Source organism: Duganella vulcania, from assembly GCF_009857655.1.
In the GTDB taxonomy this organism is placed as follows: Bacteria; Pseudomonadota; Gammaproteobacteria; order Burkholderiales; family Burkholderiaceae_D; genus Rugamonas; species Rugamonas vulcania.
In genome coordinates this window covers 113,394-137,708 of record NZ_WWCX01000004.1, presented here as the reverse complement: position 1 = coordinate 137,708, position 24,315 = coordinate 113,394, and the positions used below count along the sequence as shown (strand labels likewise).

At 65.2% G+C, this 24,315-nt stretch carries 27 protein-coding genes; 3 read left to right on the top strand and 24 right to left on the bottom strand.

The window, feature by feature from the left end; translation table 11 throughout:
* Positions 1–34 precede the first annotated feature (34 nt).
* The 4 genes from GTP90_RS05900 to GTP90_RS05885 all read right to left on the bottom strand — a co-directional run bounded on the left by GTP90_RS05900 (position 35) and on the right by GTP90_RS05885 (position 3,384).
* Complete coding sequence (locus GTP90_RS05900; protein ID WP_161082619.1) at positions 35–1,258, bottom strand: sensor histidine kinase; 1,224 nt, start codon at positions 1,256–1,258, stop codon at positions 35–37.
* Positions 1,251–1,952 carry a response regulator transcription factor gene (locus GTP90_RS05895; protein WP_161082618.1) on the bottom strand — a complete coding sequence of 234 codons (702 nt, stop codon included), beginning with the start codon at positions 1,950–1,952 and terminating at the stop codon, positions 1,251–1,253. The genes GTP90_RS05900 and GTP90_RS05895 overlap by 8 nt, the downstream gene beginning before the upstream one ends.
* An 18-nt stretch (positions 1,953–1,970) precedes the next feature.
* Positions 1,971–2,534 carry a DUF2867 domain-containing protein gene (locus GTP90_RS05890; protein ID WP_161082617.1) on the bottom strand — a complete coding sequence of 188 codons (564 nt, stop codon included), beginning with the start codon at positions 2,532–2,534 and terminating at the stop codon, positions 1,971–1,973.
* A gap of 73 nt (positions 2,535–2,607) precedes the next feature.
* On the bottom strand, positions 2,608–3,384 hold the full coding sequence (locus GTP90_RS05885) for a helix-turn-helix transcriptional regulator (RefSeq protein ID WP_161082616.1): 777 nt from the start codon (positions 3,382–3,384) through the stop codon (positions 2,608–2,610).
* A gap of 90 nt (positions 3,385–3,474) precedes the next feature.
* On the opposite strand from GTP90_RS05885, the gene GTP90_RS05880 reads away from it, so the two are divergent.
* Positions 3,475–4,251 (top strand): class I SAM-dependent methyltransferase, encoded by a 777-nt coding sequence (locus GTP90_RS05880; RefSeq protein WP_161082615.1) that lies wholly within the window; start codon positions 3,475–3,477, stop codon positions 4,249–4,251.
* Here the strand turns inward: GTP90_RS05880 and GTP90_RS05875 are convergent.
* Complete coding sequence (locus GTP90_RS05875; RefSeq protein ID WP_161082614.1) at positions 4,245–4,589, bottom strand: DUF6463 family protein; 345 nt, start codon at positions 4,587–4,589, stop codon at positions 4,245–4,247. The genes GTP90_RS05880 and GTP90_RS05875 overlap by 7 nt on opposite strands.
* Positions 4,590–4,702: 113 nt before the next feature.
* On the opposite strand from GTP90_RS05875, the gene GTP90_RS05870 reads away from it, so the two are divergent.
* On the top strand, positions 4,703–5,161 hold the full coding sequence (locus GTP90_RS05870; protein WP_161082613.1) for a DUF2244 domain-containing protein: 459 nt from the start codon (positions 4,703–4,705) through the stop codon (positions 5,159–5,161).
* On the opposite strand, the gene GTP90_RS05865 is transcribed toward GTP90_RS05870, so the two are convergent.
* From GTP90_RS05865 to GTP90_RS05855, 3 genes are all read right to left on the bottom strand, one after another.
* On the bottom strand, positions 5,155–5,667 hold the full coding sequence (locus tag GTP90_RS05865; protein ID WP_161082612.1) for an NADPH-dependent FMN reductase: 513 nt from the start codon (positions 5,665–5,667) through the stop codon (positions 5,155–5,157). The two genes, GTP90_RS05870 and GTP90_RS05865, sit on opposite strands and share 7 nt — an antisense overlap.
* A gap of 88 nt (positions 5,668–5,755) precedes the next feature.
* Positions 5,756–5,992, bottom strand: coding sequence for a hypothetical protein (locus GTP90_RS05860; protein WP_161082611.1), 237 nt, complete (start codon positions 5,990–5,992; stop codon positions 5,756–5,758).
* 74 nt (positions 5,993–6,066) lie between these two features.
* Positions 6,067–6,276, bottom strand: a complete 210-nt coding sequence (locus GTP90_RS05855; RefSeq protein WP_161082610.1) for a hypothetical protein — start codon at positions 6,274–6,276, stop codon at positions 6,067–6,069.
* On the opposite strand from GTP90_RS05855, the gene GTP90_RS05850 reads away from it, so the two are divergent.
* The gene (locus GTP90_RS05850; RefSeq protein ID WP_161082609.1) at positions 6,275–6,427 is read left to right on the top strand and encodes a hypothetical protein; all 153 of its coding nucleotides are present in this window, start codon (positions 6,275–6,277) and stop codon (positions 6,425–6,427) included. The two genes, GTP90_RS05855 and GTP90_RS05850, sit on opposite strands and share 2 nt — an antisense overlap.
* 52 nt (positions 6,428–6,479) lie before the next feature.
* Here GTP90_RS05850 and GTP90_RS05845 read toward each other — a convergent pair whose 3' ends face one another.
* From GTP90_RS05845 to mraZ, 16 genes are all read right to left on the bottom strand, one after another.
* Positions 6,480–6,983, bottom strand: coding sequence for a peroxiredoxin (locus tag GTP90_RS05845; protein WP_117013038.1), 504 nt, complete (start codon positions 6,981–6,983; stop codon positions 6,480–6,482).
* An 83-nt stretch (positions 6,984–7,066) separates the two neighbouring features.
* A complete protein-coding gene (gene ftsZ / locus GTP90_RS05840) occupies positions 7,067–8,290 on the bottom strand; it encodes a cell division protein FtsZ (RefSeq protein WP_161082608.1) in 1,224 nt (407 codons plus the stop codon).
* Between the two features lie 145 nt (positions 8,291–8,435).
* Entirely contained in the window at positions 8,436–9,668 is a 1,233-nt protein-coding gene (gene ftsA / locus GTP90_RS05835; RefSeq protein ID WP_008445439.1) for a cell division protein FtsA, read from the bottom strand.
* A 35-nt stretch (positions 9,669–9,703) separates the two neighbouring features.
* Positions 9,704–10,507, bottom strand: coding sequence for a cell division protein FtsQ/DivIB (locus GTP90_RS05830; RefSeq protein WP_161082607.1), 804 nt, complete (start codon positions 10,505–10,507; stop codon positions 9,704–9,706).
* Between the two features lie 7 nt (positions 10,508–10,514).
* On the bottom strand, positions 10,515–11,474 hold the full coding sequence (locus GTP90_RS05825; RefSeq protein ID WP_161082606.1) for a D-alanine--D-alanine ligase: 960 nt from the start codon (positions 11,472–11,474) through the stop codon (positions 10,515–10,517).
* A 2-nt stretch (positions 11,475–11,476) separates the two neighbouring features.
* Positions 11,477–12,868 (bottom strand): UDP-N-acetylmuramate--L-alanine ligase, encoded by a 1,392-nt coding sequence (gene murC / locus GTP90_RS05820; protein ID WP_161082605.1) that lies wholly within the window; start codon positions 12,866–12,868, stop codon positions 11,477–11,479.
* Positions 12,865–13,932, bottom strand: coding sequence for an undecaprenyldiphospho-muramoylpentapeptide beta-N-acetylglucosaminyltransferase (murG, locus tag GTP90_RS05815; RefSeq protein ID WP_254451744.1), 1,068 nt, complete (start codon positions 13,930–13,932; stop codon positions 12,865–12,867). The genes murC and murG overlap by 4 nt, the downstream gene beginning before the upstream one ends.
* On the bottom strand, positions 13,929–15,149 hold the full coding sequence (gene ftsW, locus GTP90_RS05810; RefSeq protein ID WP_161082604.1) for a putative lipid II flippase FtsW: 1,221 nt from the start codon (positions 15,147–15,149) through the stop codon (positions 13,929–13,931). The genes murG and ftsW overlap by 4 nt, the downstream gene beginning before the upstream one ends.
* Positions 15,149–16,666, bottom strand: a complete 1,518-nt coding sequence (gene murD, locus GTP90_RS05805) for a UDP-N-acetylmuramoyl-L-alanine--D-glutamate ligase (RefSeq protein ID WP_161082603.1) — start codon at positions 16,664–16,666, stop codon at positions 15,149–15,151. Before murD ends, ftsW begins: the two co-directional genes overlap by 1 nt.
* On the bottom strand, positions 16,666–17,835 hold the full coding sequence (gene mraY / locus GTP90_RS05800; RefSeq protein ID WP_161082602.1) for a phospho-N-acetylmuramoyl-pentapeptide-transferase: 1,170 nt from the start codon (positions 17,833–17,835) through the stop codon (positions 16,666–16,668). Before mraY ends, murD begins: the two co-directional genes overlap by 1 nt.
* Positions 17,836–17,837: 2 nt before the next feature.
* On the bottom strand, positions 17,838–19,223 hold the full coding sequence (locus GTP90_RS05795; RefSeq protein WP_161082601.1) for a UDP-N-acetylmuramoyl-tripeptide--D-alanyl-D-alanine ligase: 1,386 nt from the start codon (positions 19,221–19,223) through the stop codon (positions 17,838–17,840).
* Complete coding sequence (locus tag GTP90_RS05790; protein WP_161082600.1) at positions 19,223–20,779, bottom strand: UDP-N-acetylmuramoyl-L-alanyl-D-glutamate--2,6-diaminopimelate ligase; 1,557 nt, start codon at positions 20,777–20,779, stop codon at positions 19,223–19,225. Before GTP90_RS05790 ends, GTP90_RS05795 begins: the two co-directional genes overlap by 1 nt.
* A complete protein-coding gene (locus tag GTP90_RS05785) occupies positions 20,776–22,551 on the bottom strand; it encodes a peptidoglycan D,D-transpeptidase FtsI family protein (RefSeq protein ID WP_161082599.1) in 1,776 nt (591 codons plus the stop codon). Before GTP90_RS05785 ends, GTP90_RS05790 begins: the two co-directional genes overlap by 4 nt.
* Positions 22,548–22,823 (bottom strand): cell division protein FtsL, encoded by a 276-nt coding sequence (gene ftsL, locus GTP90_RS05780; protein WP_117013026.1) that lies wholly within the window; start codon positions 22,821–22,823, stop codon positions 22,548–22,550. The genes GTP90_RS05785 and ftsL overlap by 4 nt, the downstream gene beginning before the upstream one ends.
* Positions 22,820–23,788: a 16S rRNA (cytosine(1402)-N(4))-methyltransferase RsmH gene (gene rsmH / locus GTP90_RS05775; protein WP_161082598.1), complete on the bottom strand. Its 969-nt coding sequence runs from the start codon at positions 23,786–23,788 to the stop codon at positions 22,820–22,822. Before rsmH ends, ftsL begins: the two co-directional genes overlap by 4 nt.
* 9 nt (positions 23,789–23,797) lie before the next feature.
* Positions 23,798–24,226: a division/cell wall cluster transcriptional repressor MraZ gene (gene mraZ / locus GTP90_RS05770; RefSeq protein WP_161082597.1), complete on the bottom strand. Its 429-nt coding sequence runs from the start codon at positions 24,224–24,226 to the stop codon at positions 23,798–23,800.
* Positions 24,227–24,315 lie beyond the last annotated feature (89 nt).

Genomic DNA, 24,315 nt, shown 5'->3' with positions numbered 1-24,315 from the left:
CCGCTGGTGAAACCCAGGTGAAATCCGGCGGGTTTCAGCGCGCGCGGCGCGGCACGATGTCGACACGGTACGCCGTCGCGCCGGCATGGCACTCCACTTCCCTGCGCATGGCTCCGGCGATCCGTCGCAGCAGATGCTGGCCATGCTGGAAACCTTGCGTGGCGCCCGGCCGCTCTGGATCGACAGTGTTGCTCAGGCTAAGCACGCCGCCGGCAAACGACAGCGACAACCGCGAGCCGGCGCCGCCATGAAACAAGGCATTGCCCAGGCAGTTGTTGACGAGCAGCGTGGACAGATGACGGTTACCCCACACCTCCAGCCGGTCAGGCAGGTCGAGCGCCAAGCGATCGTCTTCCCATGCACCGCCGTCCATCAGGCGCAGCAGGCCTTCCTCGATGCAGCCGCGCAGGTCGAACGCCTGCTCGGCGATATGCTCCGCGCGCGCCAACGCAAACAGCACGTCGATGGTGTTGCCGATTTCATCGACACCCGTGCGCAGCTGGGCCACGTCGTCCGCGTCCAGCGCGGAGGCTTGCGCCGGCCCGAGGATATTGTTCATGACCGTCAACGGCGTACGCAACTCATGGCTGACGTCGCGCGTGAACGCGTGCTCGCGGCCCAGCGCGGCCTGCAGTTCGGCGATAGTCGCGCCAAGCTTGCGCGCCAGGTAGCCAATCTCGTCGCGGCGATGCCGGGCGCTGAATTCAACCGGACCTTGCTGCGGCAGGGCGCGCACCTCGTTCGCCAGCACCTGCAACGGCGCGACCAGCCGGCGCGACAGCCAATAAGCGAGCAACAGCGCCAGCGCGATCAAGCCCAGCGCAACCGAGACCAGCACCCCGCCGACATCGCGGAACAGCTGCGACACCACCAGCAGCGGACGGACATCGGCCAACAGGTAGACACGCCGCGGTCCGGACTGCGCGGGCAGGTCGAGCGTGCGGAGGTGATAGTGCTGGCCGCCGCCGGTGGAGATTTCCGCACGCAGCTGGCCGGCGGCGACCCGTTCGCGCACGGCGGGCGGCAGCGCCTCGGCGCTGCGGTAGACCCGCATCGTTTCATCGGCGGGGGCCGGGACGGCGCCATGCAGGCGGAAATGCGCCGCCATGGCGACAGCTTCCCGTTCCAGCAGGCGATCGATCAGCATGTCTTCGGTGACGTAGGAAATAACCAGCGCCAGCCCCGTATAGGCCAGGCAGATCAGGACGGTGAAACCGGCCAGCGCGGCGAACAGACCATGCCGGATCGACTTAAACAACGGCCGTCTCCTCCGGCGCCAGCCGATAGCCGAGCTGCGGTATGGTGACGACCATCTTCCCGGCGCCGGCCAGCTCCAGCTGCTTGCGCAGCGCATAGATGTGCGATTTGAGCGCGTCGCTGTCCGGCGGGTTCGCGCCCCACAGCTCGTGCCTCAGTGCCGACCGGGAAACGGCGTGCGGAAACGCGGTGCACAGCATCAGCAGTATCTTGAAGCCGGCCAGCGTCAACGGCAGCGGCACGCCGCCGCAGAGGGCGCGCTTTTCGCGCGGCAGCAGCGTGAGCGGACCGACCCGCATTTCCTGACCGACGTGCAGCTGTCCGCGCCGCGCCAGCGCCTCGCAGCGCAGGGCAAGCTCGCGCAGGTCGAACGGCTTGGTCAGGTAATCGTCCGCGCCCTGGTTGAAGCCGCGCGCCTTGTCTTCGAACGCGTCGCGGGCGGTGAGCATCAACACCGGCACGTTGCGCGGCGCACGCGCCTTGATCGCGCGGCAGGCCTCCAGTCCATCGAGGTCGGGAAGATTCAGATCGAGCAGCACAACGTCGTACAGGTTGCGCGTCGCCAGGTCGATGGCCAGCGTGCCGGTGGCGGCGTGGTCGGTCTGCCACTTCAGTCCATCAAGGAAGGCCACTATCTGGCGCGCGATCGCCGCGTGGTCCTCCACCACCAGTATCGTCAAGGGCTTGCGGTTCACTGTCCGTTTGCCGGGCGCTTACCGCTTGGCGGGCGCGGCGACGCCCGGCCCGGCAGGCCAGCCGATACGCGCAGCGCGGCGCAGGCTGGCCTTGACCACCATGCGATGAAAGGGCGCGATGCAGAATATGTAGACCCGCCCCAGCAGGTTATGGCAATGGACCACCGTCGAGAGGGTCAATGCGCGCCCGCTGCCAGCCTCCGGTGCGCCGCTGCACAGGATCGACAGGCGGAAATCGAGATGCGTGTCATCCTCCCCCACCACCATCTCGGTTGCGTTGGTGCTGTAGACCTTGAAGATGCCAAGCCGTTCGGCCTTCGCGTCATGCGCCAGGGTTGCCAGGTGCGTGGCGGTCTTCAAACCAAAGCCGGCAACGATCAGATCGCGAAGTTTGAGGAGTTTCCCGATCCATGCTGGCTGGTGCGCAAAGATGAACCGGGCCAGCAGATCCGGATCATGCGAGGCGCCGGCCGGCAGTCCGATGGCAAACGCGTCGGACAGGTTGACCGACTTGTAGAGGTGGGTAATGCTGGACTGTGCGGGAAGCGCAACCGGCGCCACAAAGTTGAGTTCGATCGGCATACAAGCACTTCCAAAGGCAAGATGATGCAGGAACTATAACATCATAGGCCGGATGTTTCAGGCGGCCGCCCAATCACGTCTGCGGCAGCAGCATCACCAGCTTCAGGTCGTGCCGCTTGGCCGGGTGCAGCGTCACCTGGTTGAAGGCCAGGTCGCCCCGCCGCGGATGGCGGAAGCGGCGCAGTCCGCCTTCACGGCCGACCACGTCCTGCAAGGTCCACAGTTCGGCAAAGGTGGCGCTGGCCTCGGACAATTCGGCGATCAGGCCGGCCAGCGGCTGCTCGCTGGCATGCCGGCCGATGTCGGCGCGGAACTCGGCCACCAGCCGCCGGGCGCGCTCGGGCCAGTCGACGATGAGCTCGCGCGCCGCCGCGTCGATGAACATGTAGCGCAACAGGTTGGGCCGGGAGGGCGGCTGCGGACGCGGCGTCAGCCAGCCCGCGAACAGCTGCGCCGCCTGCGGATTCCACGCCACCGCGTCCCACTGCCGGTCGAGGATGTAGGCCGGCGCGCCGATGGCCGCGACCACCGCGTCCAGCGCTTCGGCCGTCTCGCCGCCGTCGTCGTCATGGTGCGGATCGAGGCGGTCGGCCAGGCCGAACAGATAGGCGCGCTCGGCGGCCGACAGCCGCAGCACTTCCGCCAGCCGCGCCAGCATCTTGCTGGACGCCTGCACCTCCCTGCCCTGTTCCAGCCAGGTCAACCAGGTCGGGCTGACGTCGCACAATTGCGCCAGCTCTTCGCGCCGCAGGCCGGGCGTGCGGCGGCGCCCGCCGCCGGGCAGGCCAACGCTGTCGGGCTTGGTGCGTTCGCGATGGGCGCGGATAAATTCGCCAAGTTTGGTGTGCATGGTAGTTGTTATACCAGGATAAGTACTTGTCTTGTTACAGGATAAAAACACGCCTATTCTGCCCTGACTCGTCCCTTCCTGGAGAAAAACATGAAACAGCAAGCCGTCGTCGCCCAGCAGTTCGGCAATACCGCCAGTGCCTACCTCACCAGCACCGTCCACGCGCAAGGCGCCGACCTGGCCGCGCTGCGCGAAATCGCCCGCGTGCTGGGGCCGCATCCGACGATACTGGACCTGGGCTGCGGCGCCGGCCACGCCAGCTTCGCCGTGGCGCCGGTGGCCAGGTCGGTGACGGCGTTCGACCTGTCGGCGGAAATGCTGGCCGTGGTGGCCGGCGCCGCCCGCGAACGGGGTCTGGACAACGTGCTCACGCAGCAGGGCAACGTGGCCAGCCTGCCGTTCGCCGACGCCACGTTCTGCATGGTGGTCACGCGCTTCTCGGCGCACCACTGGCTGGACGTGCCGGCAGCGCTGCGCGAAGTGAAGCGGGTGTTGAAGAAAGGCGGCGTGCTGATCGTCATCGACATCACCGCGCCGGAAAGCCCGCTGCACGACACCACGCTGCAGGCGGTGGAACTGCTGCGCGACGGCTCGCACGTGCGCGACTACCGGCCGTCCGAATGGCAGGGGATGCTCGAAGGCGCCGGCTTCAGCTGCGAGCGCGTCAGCGACTGGAAGCTGGAGATGAAGTTCGACGAATGGACCGCCCGCATGCGCACGCCGGCCGAACGGGTGACGGCGATCCGCAGCCTGTTCGCCACGGCGCCGGAGGAGACGCTGCAGTACTTCGCGGTACAGGCCGATTGCTCGTTCTCGATCGACTCGACCCTGTTCAAGGCCAAGCACGATTTCGGCGATATCTACTGACGGCGGCGCAGCAGCGCGACCAGCGCCGGGATCATCAGCCAGAACCCGGAGACCGGCATCAGCGAGACGCCGAGCACGGTCAGCAGCAACAGGGCGATGCCTATCGCAGCGGGGATGGGCGTCGCCAGTTTTTCCATCGCGGACACCAGCATGCCGACGATGAACAGCAAGAAGCCAAACAGCAGGAACCAGACCGCGAGGCTGGTCCTCTCGCTGCGCACCGCGTTGAAGAATCCCTGCGCCATCACTTCGCGATAGCCGTTGGAAAAGAAGGCAATCGCCACCGCGGTGTGGCCCAGCGCCACGAACATCATCCACTTGCCGATCCAGTTTTTCATGTGTTATCCAAAAAATAAGATTGGCAGCACGATACACGGGATGGTTACATGCCGCAAGCGGATCGTCGCCGGATCGCGGCTATACTTGAGGCTTGCTATCGGAGGAGCATGCGATGCCGCGCGACGTGCCATCGGAACCGCGCAGCTGGCTGTTGGAGCGCCGCTGCACGCTGAGCCAGCGCCAGCTGCTGCTGGTGTTCGCGTCGCTGTGCGTGCCGTCGGCGCTGGTGGCGCTGGCCTTCCTGTGGCAGGGCTACTGGTACGTGCTGGCTTACGCCGTGCTGGAACAGGCGGCGCTGGCGGCAGGCCTGCGCTACTGCGCGCACCATCGCGGCGACTATGACCGCATCGATATTTCTCCCGGCGTGGTCATCGTGGTGGAGCAACGCCGGGGCCGCCGACGCAGCACGCTCAGGCTGCATCCCCGCACCACCCGTTTGCTGCCGCCGCGACGCGACAGCGATCCGATCCAACTGGACGACCGTGGCCGGCAGATCGAGGTCGGCCGCTTCCTGGGCGTGGCCCAGCGGCGCCGGCTGGCCGATGAACTGGCGCTCTGCCTGGGTTACTGATCCGCCTTCAAGGCCAGCAAGGCCGCGCGCAGCATGCCGCAGATCTGCGGATCGGCGCGCATCGCCTCCTCGCTCAGGTTGGCGCCCAACAGCGGCAGGGTAATCGACGCGGCCTCCACCACGCGGGCCGACATCACGGTGATGGTTTCGCGCAGCGAAGCGTAGGCATGCGTCGCGCGCGGCGAGGCGTTCAGCAGCGCCACCGGCTTGTCGATGAAGGATTCATTGCCGACCATCCAATCGAGTCCGTTCTTGATGGCGCCGGTCACGCCATGCGCGTATTCCGGGCTGGCGATCACCACCGCATCGGCGGCCAGCAAGGCATCACGCAGCGCGGCCACCACCGGCGGCGGCTCGGCGATATCCGGGTTAAACAACGGCAGCTGTCCCAGTCCCTGGTACAGCCGCACCTCGATGCCGGGCGGCGCCACATCGGCCATCACGCGCAGCAGCATCGAGTTGATCGAGGCGGCCCGCAGGCTGCCGGATATGGCAATTACTTTCATGGGTATTTTCTGCTGGTATGTATCACGTTCAGCAAGGTGACTGTGGTCAGGTCATCAATGAATACAACAACGTAGTGCTTATGCACCACTAGTTCAAATGTACCTCGCGACTCGCTTTTTTCTCAGCTCGAATAGCAGCCCACTCGGCTGCTGAAAAGACGCGATTGGAACCATCCCGCAGTCCAGCCATCGCCGCGCTTATCTTGGCTTTGGCCCAATCCGCATGATCCGCTTCGCTAGAGGCTACGTGCTCACCGCTGGTAGCCAGCCCTTCCCAACTCAGAAAACTCATCACTTCCTCCATCGAACGCGCCTTGGAAATCATACCTCCATTTTTCTGCCCGCGATGAAGCCACACGTGACGCCAATTAAATCCCGCTTACCAGACATTGCCACGCGTCAATATTCAGACTGATCCAGAATGACAATATAAAGCACGATCACTACCTGAAGGAGATTACCGTGGACGATTGCAAAACAGCCGGGACTTCGCTGCCGGCGGACTTGCCGCAGATCTGGCGCATCCGCTTCGATTTGATCGAACAGGCGGGCGGACCGGACCTGAGGCATGTGGCGCAAGGCGCTGGCGTATTGGCTGATCGGCTTCATGCTGGTGATTCTGCTCGAGGTCACCATGCCGGGCATCGACTGGGCGCCGCTGCAAAAAGCAGCCGGAATGGCCACGACCGCGCTGTACGCGCTGCGCGCCAACATCGACTACTACAAGAAAATGGTCTTGCACGATAACGGCTGGTGGTAAAGACAAACGGCGCCGCGGCGCCGTTTTTTACTGCATCCAACCAGACCGGCGCTTACGCCTGGGCCAGCAGGGTTTCGGCGTTCGACACTTCGAACTTGCCGCCTTGTTCGATGTTCAGCTGCGTCACGACGCCGTTCTCGACCAGCATCGAGTAACGCTGCGAGCGGGTGCCCATGCCGAACTTGCTGAAGTCGGCGTCCAGGCCCAGGGCCTTGGAGTAGGCGGCGTTGCCGTCAGCCATCATGCGGACGGTGCCGGTGGCTTTCTGGTCACGGCCCCACGCGCCCATGACGAAGGCGTCATTGACCGAGATGCACCAGATTTCGTCGACGCCCTTGGCTTTCAGGTCGGCGGCGTGCTTGACGTAGCCTGGCACGTGCTGTGCCGAGCAGGTCGGGGTGTAGGCGCCTGGCAGGCCGAAGATGGCGATCTTCTTGCCCTTGACCAGGTCTTGTACGTTGAACGTGTTCGGGCCCAGCGAGCAGCCTTCGGTTTCGGTTTCGATGAATTCGGACAGGGTGCCTTCTGGCAGGGTGTCGCCAATCTTGATGGTCATGGATGACTCCTTTTATAAAATGTGGAACGTAAAAAAGCCGCGCCAAGGCGCGGCTTTCACCGGCTTAGAGCCAGCAGTATGCCTTAATCCGCCTGCTTGCGCAGGAAGGCAGGAATGTCGTAGGTTTCCATGCCATTCTTCTCCATCGCGCGCACCTGCTCGGAAGCCGATTCGCGACGCCATACGGCCGGCGCCTTCATGCCGTCGAAGGCTGGCGACGCGCCGCCGCCCATGCCGCTGGTGGCGCCCATCGACACCGACGACGAAGCCGCGCCACCCAGGCCAGCCGATGGCATCATCGGGCTGTTATGGGTGCCGGTGCGCAGCATCTGCTGAGGAACCAGCTGCACATGCTTCTTGGTCTTGCCCAGGCCGGTGGCGACCACGGTGACGCGGATGTCGTCGCCCATGTTGTCGTCGTAGGCGATACCCTGGGCGATCGACGCGTCCGGCGCGGCGAAGGCGCGCACGGCGGCCATGACTTCCTTGATCTCCTTACCCTTCAGGCCACGCGACGCGGTCACGTTGACCAGCACGCCACGGGCGCCCGACAGGTCCACGCCGTCCAGCAGCGGCGAAGCCACTGCCTGCTCGGCGGCGATACGCGCGCGGTCGATGCCGGACGCGGTCGCGGTGCCCATCATGGCCTTGCCCTGCTCACCCATGATGGTCTTGACGTCGTTGAAGTCGACGTTGATGTGGCCCGGCACGTTGATGATCTCGGCGATACCGGCCACGGCGTTGTTGAGCACATCGTCGGCGTGTTGCAGCCATTCGATCAGCGATTCGTCTTCGTAGATCTCTTCGAGCTTCTCGTTGAGGATCACGATCAGCGAGTCGACGTTGGCCGACAGCTGTTCCAGGCCTTCGTCGGCGATGTCCATGCACTTCTGGCCTTCGTGCGAGAACGGCTTGGACACCACGGCCACGGTCAGCGCGCCCAGCGACTTGGCGACTTCCGCCACGATCGGAGCGGCGCCGGTGCCGGTGCCGCCGCCCATGCCGGCGGCGATGAAGACCATGTGCGCGCCGCGCAGCGAGTCTTCGATGCGCTGGCGCGATTCCTCGGCCAGCTTGCGGCCGACGTCCGGCTTCATGCCCGCACCCAGGCCGGTCTCGCCGATCTGGATGACGTTGTGGGCCTTGGAGGTGGACAGCGCCTGCGCATCGGTATTCGCGGCGATGAACTCGACGCCGGCCATACCCTTGTTGATCATGTGTTGAACTGCATTGCCACCTGCTCCGCCGACTCCGACGACCTTGATGACGGTGCCCAAAGCTGCGTTATCGACCATATCAAACTCCATGATGTGACTCCCTATCAGAATGCGGTTTTCAAGCGCCAGTCCTCATATCGTTAGAAGAACTGGGGGTTGAAAACTGCGGTTTTAATATAAAAAGTTTAGCTACTATTTCTTGTGATTCCCGCGCAGCGGGAATCACGGTTTATCGTCAAAAATTACCCAAGAACCATTCTTTCATGCGCTGCCAGACTGCCTTCACCGAACCATCCTGCCGCGTGACGATGTGGCCACGCAGGTACTGCTTTTTCGCTTCCAACAACAGGCCAAGCACGGTCGCGTAGCGCGGGCTGCGCACCACGTCGGCCAACTGGCCACGGTAGTCCGGCGTGCCAAGGCGCGCCGGCTTGAGGAATATGTCTTCCGCCATCTCGACCATGCCCGGCATGATCGCGGTGCCGCCGGTGAGCACGATGCCCGACGACAGCACGCCTTCGTAGCCCGACTCGCGCACCACCTGGTGCACCATCGCGAACAGCTCTTCGACACGCGGCTCGATCACGGCGGCCAGCGCCTGGCGCGACAGGTTGCGCGGACCACGGTCGCCCAGGCCCGGCACTTCCAGCGTCTCGCCCGGATCGGCCAGCACCTGCTTGGCCACGCCGTAGCGGATCTTGATCTCTTCCGCCTCCGAGGTCGGCGTGCGCAGCGCCATCGCGATGTCGTTGGTGATCTGGTCGCCGGCGATCGGGATCACGGCGGTGTGGCGGATCGCGCCGTCCGAGAACACGGCGACGTCGGTGGTGCCGCCGCCGATGTCGATCAACACCACGCCCAGTTCCTTCTCGTCCGGCGTGAGCACGGCGTCGGCCGATGCCATCGGCTGCAAGATCAGGTCCGACACTTCCAGGCCGCAGCGGCGCACGCACTTGACGATGTTCTGTACCGCCGACACGGCGCCGGTGACGATATGCACCTTCACTTCCAGCCGGATGCCGCTCATGCCGATCGGCTCGCGCACGTCTTCCTGGCTGTCGACGATGAACTCCTGCGGTACCGTGTGCAGCAGCTGCTGGTCGGTCGGAATGTTAACCGCCTTCGCCGTTTCGATGACGCGCGCCACGTCGGTGGCCGTCACTTCCTTGTCCTTGATGGCGACCATGCCGCTGGAATTGAAGCTGCGGATATGGCTGCCCGCGATGCCGGCGTAGACATTGCGGATCTTGCAGTCGGCCATCAGCTCCGCCTCTTCCAGCGCGCGCTGGATCGATTCGACGGTCGCTTCGATGTTCACCACCACGCCCTTCTTCAGGCCTTTCGATTCGTGCTGGCCCAGCCCGATCACCTCGTGGCGTCCATCGCCCATCACCTCGGCCACCACGGCCACCACTTTCGAGGTGCCGATATCGAGGCCGACGATCAGGTTTTTCGCGTCTTTAGTCATGTCTTTTAGCCTACTCTCTCGCCTGCTGTTACTGCTTAGTGTTGTGGTTTAACGTTGTTCTTTTTAACTGCCGCTTTCGGCTTGGCTCCCTCGGCCGGAATCTTCAATCCCGCCGCGCTCAGGGCCAGCCCGTTCTGGTACCGCATATCGATGGTCTCGATGTTCTGCAAGTGCTCCACCAGCTGCGGATAAATTCCCATCAGGCGGTCCACCCTTTCCTTCAACGTGGTGCTGGTCTGCTCACGCCCCAGCGCCACGCTCATGCCGTTATTCAGCTTCACCGTCCACGCATAGCGCCCCGACAGCGACAGCGCCTCCGGCACCAGCTTGAGCGGCGCTAACCAGGTGCGCAGCTCGTCGTAACGCGACAGCACTTCCTTCTCGCTGCCGTCCGGTCCATCGAACTCCGGCAGCGTGTGATCCTCTTCCGCCTCGGCCAGGTTGGCGGTGAACACATCGCCCTTGGTCGACAGCAGCTTGCCGTCCTCGCCCCACGTGCCGAGCGCCTCATGCTCCTCCAGCGCCACGATCAGCTGGTCCGGCCATTCGCGGCGCACCGTTGCGCGGCGCACCCAGGGTACCGATTCAAACGCCTGGCGCACCGCATCCAGATTCGTCGTGAAGAAGTTGCCCTTGATGCGGCCCAACGCGTTGCTGCGCAGCGTCAGGTGATTCACATGCTTTAACTCGTCCCGCCCGATCGTCTCGATCCGTATCGTGCGCAGCGTGAACATCGGCCGCTGCGCCACCCACCACACGCCTGCCGCGATGCATGCCAACAGCGTCAGGACGAAAATGCCACTGGCGGTTGCATTCAAAGCTTTAGCGTCTTGCCACATCTGTTACTCAGCCCTTCATCTTCAGGCGCGCCGTGCGCAGGATTTCCACGCACAGGTCTTCATAGCTGATGCCTTCCGCGCGCGCCGCCATCGGCACCAGCGAGTGCCCGGTCATGCCGGGCGAGGTGTTCACCTCCAGCAGGAAGGGCTTCTGGTCGCTCTCGCGCAGCAGGAAATCGACCCGTCCCCAGCCCTCGCAGCCGATGGCGCGGTAGGCCAGCACCGCCAAGCGTTGCATCTCCTGCGTCAGCGCCTCCGGCAGCACGGCCGGGCAGAAATACTTGGTGTCGTCGGTGAAGTACTTGTTCTGGTAATCGTAGTTGCCCTGCGGGGCCACGATCTCCACCACCGGCAGCGGACGCGCGTTGGCGCCGGAGCCCAGCATCGCGACCGTGAACTCGCGGCCGGTGACGAATTCCTCGGCCAGCACCGAGTCGTCCAGCGCGGCGGCGATGTCGAAGGCGGCCTTGAATTCGTTGGCGGCGCTGACCTTGGTGATGCCGATGGTCGAACCTTCATGCGGCGGCTTGACGATCAGCGGCAGGCCCAGGTCGGCGCAGACGGCGTCCAGGTCGGAGCTAGCATTGAGCACCGCGTAGCGCGGCGTCGGCAGGCCGGCGGCCAGCCACACGATCTTGGTGGTGATCTTGTCCATGCCCACCGAGCTGGCCATCACGCCGCTGCCGGTGTACGGAATGCCCAGCAGTTCCAGCGCGCCCTGCAGGCTGCCGTCTTCGCCGAAGCGGCCGTGCAGCGCGATGAACACGCGGTCGAATTTTTCGGCGGCCAGTTCGGCCAGCGTGCGCAGGCCGGTGTCGAACAGGTGGGCGTCGATGCCCTTGCTTTGCAGGGCCGCCAGCACGCCGTTGCCGGACATGATGGACACTTCGCGCTCGGCGGAGCGGCCGCCGTACAGTACGCCGACCTTGCCGAAAGCTTTTGCGTCAACAGGAGTAAGGTGATTCACTTTCAGACCTTTGGATAGTTAGTCAGTTTGGCAGGGACGCCGCTGATCGAGCCTGCGCCCATGGTCATGACGACGTCGCCGTCGCGCACCACGCCCATGATGGTTTCCGGCATATCGCCGATCGCCTCTACAAAAATCGGTTCGGTCTTGCCGCGCGCGCGCAATGCGTGCGCCAGCGAGCGGCCGTCGGCGGCCACGATGGGCGCTTCGCCGGCGGCGTAGACTTCGGCCAGCACCAGCACGTCCACGGTGCCCAGCACCTTGACGAAATCCTCGAACAGGTCGCGCGTGCGGCTGTAGCGGTGCGGCTGGAACGCCAGCACCAGGCGGCGGCCAGGATAGGCGGCGCGCGCGGCGGCGGTGGTCACTTCCATTTCCAGCGGGTGGTGGCCGAAATCGTCCACCAGCGTGAAGCTGCCGCCGCCTGGAATGGCGACGTCGCCGTATTTGGTGAAGCGGCGGCCTACGCCCGCGAAGGCGGCCAGGCCGGCCTGGGTGTCCTTGTCGTCAATGCCGATCTCGCGCGCGATGGCGATGGCCGAGCAGGCGTTCTGCACGTTGTGCAGGCCGGGCTGGTTCAGCACCACGTCCAGGTCCGGGTAGCCGTCCTGGATGACGGTGAAGTGCATCTCCACGCCGACCGCGCGGGCGTTCACGGCGCGCACTTCGGCGTCCTCGTGGAAGCCGTAGGTGGTCACCGGCTTGGTCACCTGTGGCAGGATCGAGCGCACGTGCTGGTCGTCGATGCACAGCATGGCGCGGCCGTAGAACGGCAGGCGGTGCGTGAAGTGAACGAAGGCCTGCTTGAGCTTTTCGAAATCGTGCTCGTAGGTTTCCATGTGGTCGGCGTCGATGTTGGTGATCACTTCGATCATCGGCGTCAGGTTCAGGAACGATGCATCCGATTCATCGGCTTCGGCCACCAGGTAGTCGCCGGTGCCCAGCTTGGCGTTGGCGCCGGCGGCGGTCAGGCGGCCGCCGATGACGAAGGTCGGATCGAGGCCGCCCTGCGCCAGCACCGATGCGACCAGGCTGGTGGTGGTGGTCTTGCCGTGCGTGCCGGCGATGGCGATGCCGCGCTTCAGGCGCATCAACTCGCCCAGCATCACGGCGCGCGGCACGATGGGGATCTTGCGGGCGCGCGCGGCCACCACTTCCGGGTTGTCCTGCTGGACGGCGGTCGAGGTGACGACGGCGTCGGCGTCGCCGATGTTGCCGGCGGCGTGGCCTTGATAAACGGTGGCGCCCATGTCGGCCAGGCGCTGCGTGACGGCGTTGCTGCCCAGGTCCGAGCCGGACACGGTGTAGCCAAGCGTGAGCAGCACTTCGGCGATGCCGCTCATGCCGCTGCCGCCGATGCCGACGAAGTGAATATTCTGTACCTTATGCTTCATGCTAAATGTTCCAATACCTGTGCGATAGCGTCGTTCGCATCGCGTTTGCCCACATCGCGCGCCGCCATCGCCATGGTCTGGCAGGCGCCGCGTGTCAGCGTTTCCAACAGCGTCGCCACACTCTGCGCGCTCATTTCCGATTGCGGCATGTGGATCGCCGCGTTCTGTTTCGCCATCCATTGCGCGTTGTCGCGCTGGTGGCTGGTGGTCGATGCGACCAGCGGTACCAGCACGCTGGCCACGCCGGCGGCGGTCAGCTCCGACACGGTGATCGCGCCTGCGCGGCAGATCACCACGTCGGCCTGGCTGTAGGCCGCCGCCATGTCGTCGATGAAGTCGACCACGTTCGCTGCCACACCCGCCTCGGCGTACGCGGCGCGCAGCGCGTCGATGTTCTTCTTGCCCGATTGGTGCGTCACCTGCGGACGCTGCGCGGCCGGGATCAGCGCCAGCGCGGCCGGCAGGTTGTCGTTCAGCGCCTTGGCGCCCAGGCTGCCGCCCACCACCAGGATGCGCAGCGGACCTTCGCGGCCGAAGAAACGCAGGTCCGGCGCCGGCAGGTCCAAAATCTCCTTGCGTACCGGGTTGCCGGTGACGACGGCCTTGCTGGCGGCCTTGCCGAAGTTGGCGGGGAAGCCGAAGCACACGCGATCGGCGAACGGCACCAGCGTTTTATTCGACAGCAGCAGCGCGGCGTCGGCGTTGACCAGCACCAGCGGCACGCCGCGCAGGCGCGCCATCAGGCCGCCCGGCACGGTGACATAGCCGCCCATGCCCAGCACCACATCCGGCTTGCGGCTGCCGATGTAGCCGAAGCAGGCGGCGAAGGCCTTGACCATCTTGAGCGCGCCGCCCAGCGTATGCGCCAGGCCCTTGCCGCGCATGCCGGTGAAGTCGATGCTGTCCATCGCGATGCCGTGCTTGGGCACCAGGTCCTGTTCCATGCCGGCGGCGGTGCCCAGCCAGCTTACTTCCCAGCCGCGCGCGCGCAAGGTCTGCGCGATCGCCAGGCCGGGGAAAATGTGGCCGCCGGTGCCGGCCGCCATGATCATCAATCGTTTCATAATCTGCCACCACGCATCAGGACCCGGTTCTCGTAGTCGATCCGGAGCAGGATCGCGAGTCCGATGCAGTTAATAACCACGCCCGTGCCGCCATAGCTCATCAGCGGCAGGGTCAAGCCCTTGGTCGGCAGCAGGCCAAGGTTGACGCCCATATTGATAAACGTCTGTACGCCGATCCAGATGCCGATACCCTTGGCCGTGAGGCCGGCAAAGGTCTGGTCGATGGCGATGGCCTGGCGGCCGATGTCGAAGGCGCGCTTGATCAGCCAGTAGAACATGGCGATCACCACCAGCACGCCGGCCAGGCCGAGTTCCTCGCCGATCACCGCCAGCAAAAAGTCGGTGTGCGCTTCCGGCAGGTAGTGCAGCTTCTCTACGCTGCCGCCCAGGCCAACGCCAAAAATCTCGCCGCGCCCGAAGGCGATCAGCGAGTGGGTCAGCTGGTAGGCCTTGTTCAAGGCGTTGTCCTCTTCCCACGGATTCAAATAGGCGAAGTAGCGCTCGCGGCGGAATTTCGACAGCGCGATGATGGAGCCGAAGATCACCACCAGCACCGCGCCGATGCCGCCGAACCAGATGGCGTTGATCCCGCCCAGGAACAGGATGCCCATGGCGATGCAGACGATCACGCCGAAGGCGCCCAGGTCGGGTTCGAGCAGCAGCAACAGGCCGACGAAGCCAACCGCCGCCGCCATCGGCATGAAGCCCTTGGTCAGCTTGTGCATGTATTCCTGCTTGCGCACGGTGTAGTCGGCGGCGTACAGCACGGCCACGACTTTCATCAGTTCCGACGGCTGCACGTTGATCACTTTGAGCGACAGCCAGCGGCGGCCGCCGTTGACCACCACGCCCAGGCCGGGGATCAGCACCAGCACCAGCAGCACCAGGGTGCCGATGAACAGGTACGGCGCGGCCTTCTGCAGGTCGCAGATGCGGATGCGGAACACGAACAGGCCGGCCAGCAGCGAGACGGCGATGAACATCGCCTGCCGTTGCAGGAAGTAGGTGTTCTGCCAGCGTACGTAGTTGGCGAACTTGGGCGAATCCGGCAGCGAGATCGAGGCCGAATACACCATCACCATCCCGAGCAGCATCAGCAAAAGCGTGACCCAGACCAGCGGCTGGTCGTACTCCATCATCTTCGATTGCCGCGCGCGGCTGTCCATCGACGGTGGCGTCGACTTGTCAGCAAAGCGGAACGGCATCTGGAAGGCCATCAGAGCTCCTGTCCAGCGTCGAGGGCGATTTCGCGCACGGTGTCGATGAACACCTGGGCGCGATGCGCGTAGTTCTTGAACATGTCCATGCTGGCGCAGGCCGGCGACAGCAGCACGGCGTCGCCGGATTGCGCCAGCTCGCTGGCGCGCTTGACGGCTTGCGGCAGGTCGGTGCCGCAGTCTTCGATGTCATAGCCCAGGTCCGCCGAGGCTTCCAGCGCGGCGCGGATCTGCGGCGCGTCGCGGCCGATCAGCAGCACGGCGCGCACGTAGCGCGATACCGGTTCGGCCAGCGGCGTGAAGTCCTGGCCCTTGCCGTCGCCGCCCATGATGACCACCAGGCGCTGGCTGGCGCCGGTGAAGGCCTTGCCCAGGCCATTCAACGCGGCCACGGTGGCGCCAACGTTGGTGCCCTTGCTGTCGTCGTAGTATTCGACGCCGTTGATGGCGCTGACCAGTTCCACGCGGTGCGGCTGGCCGCGATACTCGCGCAGGCCGTGCAGCAGCGGCGCCAGTGGCAGGTCGATGGCGCGGCACAGGGCCAGCGCGGCCAGCGCGTTGGCGGCGTTGTGCACGCCGCGGATTTGCAGCGCGTCGGCCGGCATCAGGTTCTTGACCATGCATTCGACCGGTGGTGGCGGCGGATCGTTCTTCTTGCGCTTCTTCGGTTCGCCCTCTTCCTCGGCCGGGACGGCGGTGGCGAGCCACAGCACGCCGCGTTCGCTGTTCAGGCCAAAGTCGTCGCGCAGCGTGGGCGCGTCGATGCCGAAGGTGACGTTGTGGCCGGTGGAACTGGCCATGCGCATCACGGTGGCGTCGTCGCGGTTCAACACGCGCACGGTGTCGGCGGCGAAGATGCGGTGCTTGGCGGCGGCGTAGGATGGCATGTCGCCGTGCCAGTCCAGGTGGTCCTGGGTGACGTTCAATACGGTGGCGGCGTCGGCTTCCAGCGTGAAGGTGGTCTGCAGCTGGAAGGACGACAGTTCCAGCACCCACACTTCGGGCAGCGTGCCCTCGTCGATCACTTCGCGCAGCACGTCCAGCGCGGCGGGGCTGATGTTGCCGGCCACGCGCACGGTCTTGCCGGCGCGTTCGCACAGCTGGCCGACCAAGGTGGTGACGGTGGTCTTGCCGTTGGTGCCGGTGATGGCGATGACCTTGGGTGCGTAGCCGCGTTCCTGCTCCAGCGCTTCCAGCGCCTGCGCGAACAGTTCGATCTCGCCCCATACCGGCACGCCGGCGGCGGTGGCTGCAGGCGAAATCTCTTTCAGTTCGCGGTACGGCGCCAGGCCGGGGCTGACGGCGACGAAGTCCACGCCTTCCAGCAGCGAAGCGCCGAACGGGCCGGCGACGAAGTCCGCATCCGGCACGGCAGCGCGCAGCGCCGGCAGGCGCTCGGGCGCTTCGCGGGTATCGGCCACGCGCACGCGCGCGCCGCTGCGGGCGAGCCACAGCGCCATCGCCAGACCGGATTCACCCAGTCCCAGTACCAGTGCGTTTTTGCCTTCGTAGATCATCAGCGCAGTTTCAAAGTAGAGAGTCCGACCAGCACCAGCATCATCGTGATAATCCAGAAGCGCACGACGACCTGGGTCTCTTTCCAGCCTTTTTGTTCAAAGTGGTGGTGCAAGGGCGCCATCAGGAACACGCGGCGGCCGACGCCGAAGCGCTTCTTGGTGATCTTGAACCAGCCCACCTGGATAATCACCGACACCGTCTCGGCGACGAAGATGCCGCCCATGATGAACAGGACGATTTCCTGGCGCACGATAACTGCGATGGTGCCCAGCGCGCCGCCCAGCGCCAATGCGCCGACGTCGCCCATGAACACCTGGGCCGGGTGGGTGTTAAACCATAGGAAGGCCAGGCCGGCGCCGGCCAGCGCGCCGCAGAAGATAATCAATTCGCCCGCGCCGGGAATGTGCGGGATGAACAGGTACTTCGAATACGTGGCGCTGCCGGTCAGGTAGGCGAACAGGCCGAGCGCGGAGCCGACCATAATCGTCGGCATGATCGCCAGGCCATCCAGGCCGTCGGTGAAGTTAACGGCGTTGCTGGTGCCGACGATGACACAGTAGGTCAACGCGATGAAACCCCACACGCCCAGCGGGTAGCTGATGGTCTTGAAGAACGGGACGATCAGGTCGGCCTTCGGCGGCAGGTCCATCGAGAAGCCCGACTGCACCCAGGCGAAGAACAGCTCGAACACCTTGCCGGCGTTCGGCGCGGACACCGAGAACGCCAGGTACAGCGCGGCGGCGAGGCCGACCAGCGACTGCCAGAAGTATTTTTCCGCCGAGCGCATGCCTTCAGGATCCTGGCGCACCACCTTGCGGTAGTCGTCGACCCAGCCGACTGCGCCGAAGCCCAGCGTGACGACCAGCACGGGCCAGATCAGGCGATTGGACAGGTCGCACCACAGCAGCGTGGAGACGCCGATGGCGATCAGCAGCAGCACGCCGCCCATGGTCGGGGTGCCGTGTTTTTTCAGGTGGGTCTGAGGACCGTCGGTGCGCACGGCCTGGCCGTACTTCATGGCGGTCAGCTTGCGGATCACGGCCGGACCGGCCGACAGGCCGATGAGCAACGCCGTCGCGGTGGCGAACACCGCGCGGAAGGTGATGAAGTTGAAGACCCGGAGTGGCCCGAGGTCCTGCTGAAAATACTGAGCGAGCCAAAGCAGCATGATTAGTGACTTTCCTTGTTAGCTTGTTGCGATCCAATCAAATGCTGCACGACCCGTTCCATTTTCATGAAGCGGGAGCCCTTGATTAATACGGTTGCATCCGGCGTGACGGCTGCTTCGACAGCAGCCAGCAAATCGCCGAAGTTTTCAAAATGACGAATGGACGCGCCACGCATGTGCGCGGCCAGTTCGCCGGTTACCAGCACCTGTTCGATGCCTTTGCTCTGCGCGTAAGCGCCGATTTCTTCGTGAAACTCGCGGCCCTGCGTGCCGACTTCGCCCATGTCGCCCAGCACCAGCACGCGCGGGGCGGCGGCCTTGGACAGCACGTCGATGGCGGCGCGCACCGAGTCCGGGTTGGCGTTGTAGCTATCGTCGATGACGACGGCGCCGTTGGCCGCGGCCTTCTTCTGCAGGCGGCCGCTGACCGGTGCGAAGGTGTCGAGGCCCAGTTTGATCTTGTCCAGCGCGATGCCGGCGGCGTACGTGCAAGCCACGGCGGCCAGCGCGTTGCGCACGTTGTGGTCGCCCGCCGCTTGCAGGTTGACGAAGAACTGTTCCGGTTCTGCGCCGCCCTCGCGGATGGTGACGAACATCTCGTTGCCGAAATCGTTGGCGCGGAAGGTGCAGCTTACTTCCGCGTCCTTGGTCAGGCCGAAGCGCAGCACGCGGCGGCCGGCAGACAGTTCTTCCCAGATCGGCGTGAACTCATCGCCATGCGGGAACACGGCCACGCCGTCGGCGGGCAGGCTGGCCAGCACGGCGCCGTTCTCGCGAGCGACCGCTTCGACGGTGTGCATGAATTCCTGGTGCTCGCGCTGGGCGTTGTTGACCATGGCGATGGTCGGCGCGGCGATGGCGCTCAGGCGGCCGATCTCGCCGGGATGGTTCATGCCCAGTTCCACCACGGCCGATTGCTGCTTCGCGTCCATGCGGAACAGCGTCAATGGCACGCCGATTTCGTTATTCAGGTTGCCGCGTGTGGCCAGGCGGCCGTCCTCACCGTGGGCGGCGGCCAGGATGGCGGCGATCATTTCCTTGACCGTGGTCTTGCCGTTGCTGCCGGTGACGCCGATGACGGGCATGGAGAACTGGCGGCGCCAGTGGTTGGCGATCTGGCCCAGCGCCACCAACGTGTTCGGGACAACGATGGCCGGCAGGGTCCAGCCTTCCGGCAGTTCTTCAACAACGACAGCGGCGGCGCCCTTCTCCGCGACCTGCGCGAGGAAGTTGTGGGCGTCGAAAACCTCGCCGCGCAAGGCGACGAACAGCGAACCTGCAAATACGTTGCGGCTGTCGGTGGAGACGCCGCTAAATACAACTTCACCGGAGCCAATCAGCTTGGCGCCGGTCACAGAAGGCAGAATCTGTGCGAGTGCTGCACGCATCAATTCGTCCTCATCATGGTTAAGCGGGCCGACAGCGCCAGCTGCGCGTGGTCGGCGTCCGAGAATGGCAGTTTCTTGCCCTTGATTTCCTGGTATGGCTCATGGCCTTTACCGGCCAGCAGGATCACGTCCGGCTTGCCGGCGTGCTTGATGGCCGACAGGATGGCGGCGGCGCGGTCGTCCAGCGTCTGCACGGTCGATGCCGGGTTGTTGCGGTCCATGCCGGCGACGATCTGCTCGATGATGGCGTGCGGATCTTCGCTGCGCGGGTTGTCGCTGGTGACCAGCACGTGGTCGGCCATCTGCGCGATCTTGCCCATCTGCGGGCGTTTACCCGGATCGCGGTCGCCGCCGCAGCCGAACACGCACCACAGCTGGCCGCCACGGTCGGTGGCCACGGGGCGCAGCGCGGCCAGCGTTTTTTCCAATGCGTCCGGCGTGTGCGCGTAGTCGATGACGATCATCGGCGCGTCCTGGCCGCCGACCTGCTGCATGCGGCCAGGCGCCGGCTGCAGCGATTCGACCGCCTCGATGGCGGCGCGCAGGCCCAGGCCCTTGGCCAGCATCGCGCCCATCACGCCCAGCGCGTTGCTGATGTTGAAGTTGCCGACCAAATGCGTCTTGACCAGCGCCACGCCGAGCGGACACTCCAGGTGGAACTCGGTGCCCAGGCTGCGGCTGGCGCGCATCTGGCTGGCGCGCAGCATCAGCACGCCCTCGATGTCCGGCTGCGCAGCGGCGTCGCGCAGCGTGTAGCCGATCAGCGGTATCTGGCCGGCCAGCGGCGCGCGCGCCTTCAGGTGCGCGACCAGGCGCAGGCCCATCGGGTCGTCCAGGTTGACCACCGCCGTCTTCAGGCCGGGCCAGTCGAACAATTTGGTCTTGGCGGCCTCGTAGGCCTCCATCGTGCCGTGGTAGTCCAGGTGGTCGCGGGTCAGGTTGGTGAACAGCGCGACGTCGAAGTGCATGCCGGCCACGCGGCCTTGTTCCAGGCCGATCGACGACACTTCGATCGCCAGCGAGGCCGCGCCCTGCGTGCGCAGGTCGGCCAGCGTGCGCGCCAGCAGCACCGCGTCCGGCGTGGTGTAGCCGGTGACGTCGTATTCGACATCGCCGCGCGCGCGGAACAGGCCCACGCCCAGCGTGCCGACAACGGCGGCCGGCTCGGCGCCGCGCGACAACGCGTGGCCCAGCCACACCGCGCTGGAGGTCTTGCCGTTGGTGCCGGTCACGCCGACGGTGAACATGGCCGCATCCGGCTGCTCATAAAACGCGTGGGCGATCACGCCGGCGTGCTGCTTGAGCTTTTCGACGGTGATGTAGGGGACAGCCCAGCTGTCGTCCCAGGTGAAGCCGGCCGGGTCGAACACCACCAGCGCGGCGCCCCGCTCGACGGCGCTGCCGATGAAGCTGCGGCCGTCGCCGGCGTCGCCGGGGTAAGCGAAAAACACATCGCCCAGCTTGATGCGTCGCGAATCCGAAGCCAAATGCGCGGTCGGCGCGAGCTTGCGGATGGCGGCGGCGATTGCCAGCGGGTCGAAGTCAGAAGTCGTCACATGTTCTCCTGTGATGCATTATCAGGAATGATGATATGGGTAAGGGTCGAATCGGGCGTGATGTTCTTGGCGCGCAGCGCGTTGGCGGCCAGCGCGGAGAACACGGGGCCTGCCACGTCGCCGCCGACGTGCACCGGGCCGCCCGGTTCGTCGATCATGACGGCGATGATGAAGCGCGGATTCGACATCGGCGCCATGCCGACGAAGTTGCCGATGTATTTGGTCTGCGAGTAGTGGCCGTTGATGAACTTCTGCGCGGTGCCGGTCTTGCCGCCCACGCGGTAGCCAGGCACCTGCGCCTTGACGGCCGAGCCGCCAGGCTGCGTGACCATCTCCAGCATCTCGCGCATCTCGGCGGCGGTCTTGGCGCTGACCACCTGGGTGCCGTGCGGCGCCTCGGCCACCTTCTGGAACGACAGCGGGATGATGTCGCCGTCGCGGGCGTAGATCATGTAGGCGCGCGCCAGCTGGATCAGCGACACCGAGATGCCCTGGCCGAAGCTCATGTTGGCCTGCTCGATCGGGCGCCACGATTTGTACGGGCGCACGCGGCCGGCCACGGCGCCGGGGAAGCCCCACTTGGGCTGCTGGCCGAAGCCGACCTTGGTGAACATCTCCCACATCTCCTGCGGCGGCATGCTCAAGGCGATCTTCGAGGTGCCGATGTTGGACGACTTCTGGATGATGCCCTGCACGTCGATCATGTAGTGCGGGTGGGTGTCATGGATCACGTGGTCGGCGATCACCATGGCGCCGGCGCCGGTGTCGAACATGGTGTGCGGCGTGATGCGCTTCTCGTCCAGCGCCAGGCCGACGGTGAACGGCTTGAGCGAGGAACCCGGCTCGAAGGTGTCGGTCATCACGCGGTTGCGCAGCTGCTCGCCGGTCAGCTTGGAGCGGTCGTTGGGGTTGTAGGTCGGCCAGTTGGCCAGCGCCAGCACCTCGCCGGTGTGCACGTCCAGCACCACTGCGGCGCCGGCCTTGGCGTGGAACTTCTCCACCGACTCCTTCACCTGGGTGAAGGCGATGTACTGGATCTTGCTGTCGATCGACAGCGTCAGGTCCTTGCCGTCGTGCGGCTCGCGCACCGATTCGATGTCCTCGACGATGCGGCCCAGGCGGTCCTTGATCACGCGGCGGCTGCCCGGCTGGCCCACCAGCGTCTTTTGCTGCGCCAGCTCCATCGATTCCTGGCCCACGTCTTCGACGTTGGTGAAGCCCACCACGTGGGTCGTCACTTCGCCCTGCGGGTAGAAGCGCTTGTATTCCTTGCGGGTCTGGATGCCGTCGATACCGAGCTTGGTGATCTGGTCGGCCACGTCCTGCTCCACCTGGCGCTTCAGGTAGACGAAGCCGCGGTCGGAGTCGAGCTTCTTCTGCAGCTCGGCGTTGCTCATGTCGAGCAGGCGTGCCAGCTCTTTCAATTTGGCCGGCGGCGCGTCCTGCACGTCGTCCGGGATCGCCCAGATGGCCTTGACCGGCACCGACGACGCCAGCACCTGGCCGTCACGGTCGGTGATCTTGCCGCGCGTGGCCGGCAGGTCAAGCGTGCGGGCGTAGCGGATCTCGCCCTGCTTCTGCAGGAACTGGGTCGACAGGCCTTGCAGCCACAGGGCGCGCGCGGCCAGGCCGGCGAAGGCGGCGAACAACACGAACAGCACCACGCGCGAACGCCACACCGGCAGGCGCACCGCCAGTACGGGGTTCTTCGAGAACGGCACGCCCTTGGAGGCGGCCACGCGCGAGGTGTTCACGTTGCTGCCGCGGCTCATTTCGATTCCTCCGGCGTCAGGTACTGCGTGCGCGCGGCGGTCAGCGGCGTCATGTTCAGGTCGCGGCGGGCGATTTCCTCGATGCGGGCGTGCTTGCCCAGCGTCGACTGGTCCAGCTGCAGCTGCGCCCATTCGATGTCGAGCTGGCGCGCCTGCGACTGCGTGCGTTCCAGTTCGATGAACAGATGGCGCGCCTGGTACTGGGCGTTCACCAGCGACAGCCCGCAGGCCACCAGCAAGGTGGCCAGCACCAGGTTGATCTTGCCGCTCATGCCGTACCCTTCACAGGCAATGGCAGGCGGCGCGCCACCCGCATCACGGCCGAACGGGCGCGCGGGTTGGCGTCCACCTCGGCGTCGGACGGCTTGATCTTGGCCAGCAGCTTGAGCTCCGGCTGCGGCAGGTCGACCGCGCGGATCGGCAGCCGGCGGTCCGGCTGCTCGACGTTGGCCTTGGACGCGAAGAAGCGCTTGACCATGCGGTCTTCCAGCGAGTGGAAGCTGATGATGGCGATGATGCCGCCCGGCGCCAGGCTGTTCCAGGCTTGCGTCAGGCCGATCTCGAGGTCTTCAAGCTCTTTATTGATGAAAATCCGGATAGCCTGAAAGGTGCGGGTGGCCGGGTCCTTGCCCTTTTCCCGAGTCTTGACCGCGCCTGCCACGATGCCGGCAAGCTGTCGTGTGGTTGAAATTGGTTCGACTGCCCGGCGAGCAACAATCGCCTTTGCAATCTGAAAAGCAAACCGTTCTTCCCCATATTCTTTGATCACCTTTTCCAGTGTCTGTTCGGTTTCTGTGGCGAGCCACTCCGCCGCCGACATGCCGCGCGTGGTGTCCATGCGCATGTCGAGCGGGCCGTCGTTACGGAAGCTGAAGCCGCGCGCGGCGTCGTCCACCTGCGGCGACGAGATGCCCAGGTCGAGCAGGATGCCGTCGGCCTGCGCCACGCCGCGCTCGGCCAGCGCCGCGTGCATGGTGGCGAAGCTGTCGTGCACGATGGTGAAGCGCGGGTCGTTAATCTGTTCGGCGGTGGCGATCGCCTGCAGGTCCTTGTCGAAGGCGATCAGGCGCGCGTTGGCGCCCAGTTTGGACAGGATCAGGCGCGAGTGCCCGCCGCGGCCGAAGGTGCCGTCGACGTAGACGCCGCCGGCGCGCGCGCCGTCGATCGCCAGCGCGTCGACCGCTTCGTCCAGCAGCACCGTCCGATGCTGAAATTCCGGCACCGATGTAGTAGTCATCACGGAGCCTTAGAAGGAGAAATTGGCGAGTACATCGGGGGTGCCGGCTTCGATTGCCTGCTGCTCTTTTTCCGCCATCTTGGCGGCATCCCAGATTTCAAAGTGCGAACCCATGCCCATCATCATGACTTCCCGTTCCAGGCCGACGGCGCTGCGCAGCTCGGGGGCGATCAGGATGCGGCCGGCCGTGTCCATTTCGACGTCGGTGGCGTAGCCAAGGAAGATGCGCTGCCAGGCGCGGGCCTGCAGCGGCCACTGGGCGATTTGCTGGCGGTGTTGCTCCCACACGGGGCGGGGGAACAGCATGACGCAGCCGTCGGGATGGCGGGTCAGAGTGAGGCGGCCTTCGCACTGGATCGAGAGCGCGTCACGATGCTTGGCAGGGATGGACATCCTGCCTTTGGCATCGAGATTGATTGCGGACGCGCCTTGAAACACGGGATTACCTTTTGACCTCAGTAGGGTTAGCGGAGCATGATCGGCGTTTTCTGCTTTGCATCTCCCCCGCCGCTAAGTCGGGTGAAATT

Coding starts and splice junctions, on each gene's coding strand:
- murC (WP_161082605.1), bottom strand. CDS start 12,868: ATGAAGCATAAGGTACAGAATATTCACTTCGTCGGCATCGGCGGCAGC.
- GTP90_RS05850 (WP_161082609.1), top strand. CDS start 6,275: ATGCTGGTGATTCTGCTCGAGGTCACCATGCCGGGCATCGACTGGGCG.
- rsmH (WP_161082598.1), bottom strand. CDS start 23,788: ATGACTACTACATCGGTGCCGGAATTTCAGCATCGGACGGTGCTGCTG.
- ftsL (WP_117013026.1), bottom strand. CDS start 22,823: ATGAGCGGCAAGATCAACCTGGTGCTGGCCACCTTGCTGGTGGCCTGC.
- GTP90_RS05785 (WP_161082599.1), bottom strand. CDS start 22,551: ATGAGCCGCGGCAGCAACGTGAACACCTCGCGCGTGGCCGCCTCCAAG.
- mraY (WP_161082602.1), bottom strand. CDS start 17,835: ATGCTGCTTTGGCTCGCTCAGTATTTTCAGCAGGACCTCGGGCCACTC.
- murG (WP_254451744.1), bottom strand. CDS start 13,932: ATGAAACGATTGATGATCATGGCGGCCGGCACCGGCGGCCACATTTTC.
- GTP90_RS05865 (WP_161082612.1), bottom strand. CDS start 5,667: ATGAAAGTAATTGCCATATCCGGCAGCCTGCGGGCCGCCTCGATCAAC.
- GTP90_RS05870 (WP_161082613.1), top strand. CDS start 4,703: ATGCCGCGCGACGTGCCATCGGAACCGCGCAGCTGGCTGTTGGAGCGC.
- murD (WP_161082603.1), bottom strand. CDS start 16,666: ATGATCTACGAAGGCAAAAACGCACTGGTACTGGGACTGGGTGAATCC.
- ftsA (WP_008445439.1), bottom strand. CDS start 9,668: ATGACTAAAGACGCGAAAAACCTGATCGTCGGCCTCGATATCGGCACC.
- GTP90_RS05795 (WP_161082601.1), bottom strand. CDS start 19,223: ATGCGTGCAGCACTCGCACAGATTCTGCCTTCTGTGACCGGCGCCAAG.
- GTP90_RS05855 (WP_161082610.1), bottom strand. CDS start 6,276: ATGAAGCCGATCAGCCAATACGCCAGCGCCTTGCGCCACATGCCTCAG.
- ftsZ (WP_161082608.1), bottom strand. CDS start 8,290: ATGGAGTTTGATATGGTCGATAACGCAGCTTTGGGCACCGTCATCAAG.
- GTP90_RS05845 (WP_117013038.1), bottom strand. CDS start 6,983: ATGACCATCAAGATTGGCGACACCCTGCCAGAAGGCACCCTGTCCGAA.
- GTP90_RS05885 (WP_161082616.1), bottom strand. CDS start 3,384: ATGCACACCAAACTTGGCGAATTTATCCGCGCCCATCGCGAACGCACC.
- ftsW (WP_161082604.1), bottom strand. CDS start 15,149: ATGGCCTTCCAGATGCCGTTCCGCTTTGCTGACAAGTCGACGCCACCG.
- GTP90_RS05860 (WP_161082611.1), bottom strand. CDS start 5,992: ATGATTTCCAAGGCGCGTTCGATGGAGGAAGTGATGAGTTTTCTGAGT.
- GTP90_RS05830 (WP_161082607.1), bottom strand. CDS start 10,507: ATGTGGCAAGACGCTAAAGCTTTGAATGCAACCGCCAGTGGCATTTTC.
- GTP90_RS05890 (WP_161082617.1), bottom strand. CDS start 2,534: ATGCCGATCGAACTCAACTTTGTGGCGCCGGTTGCGCTTCCCGCACAG.
- GTP90_RS05880 (WP_161082615.1), top strand. CDS start 3,475: ATGAAACAGCAAGCCGTCGTCGCCCAGCAGTTCGGCAATACCGCCAGT.
- GTP90_RS05875 (WP_161082614.1), bottom strand. CDS start 4,589: ATGAAAAACTGGATCGGCAAGTGGATGATGTTCGTGGCGCTGGGCCAC.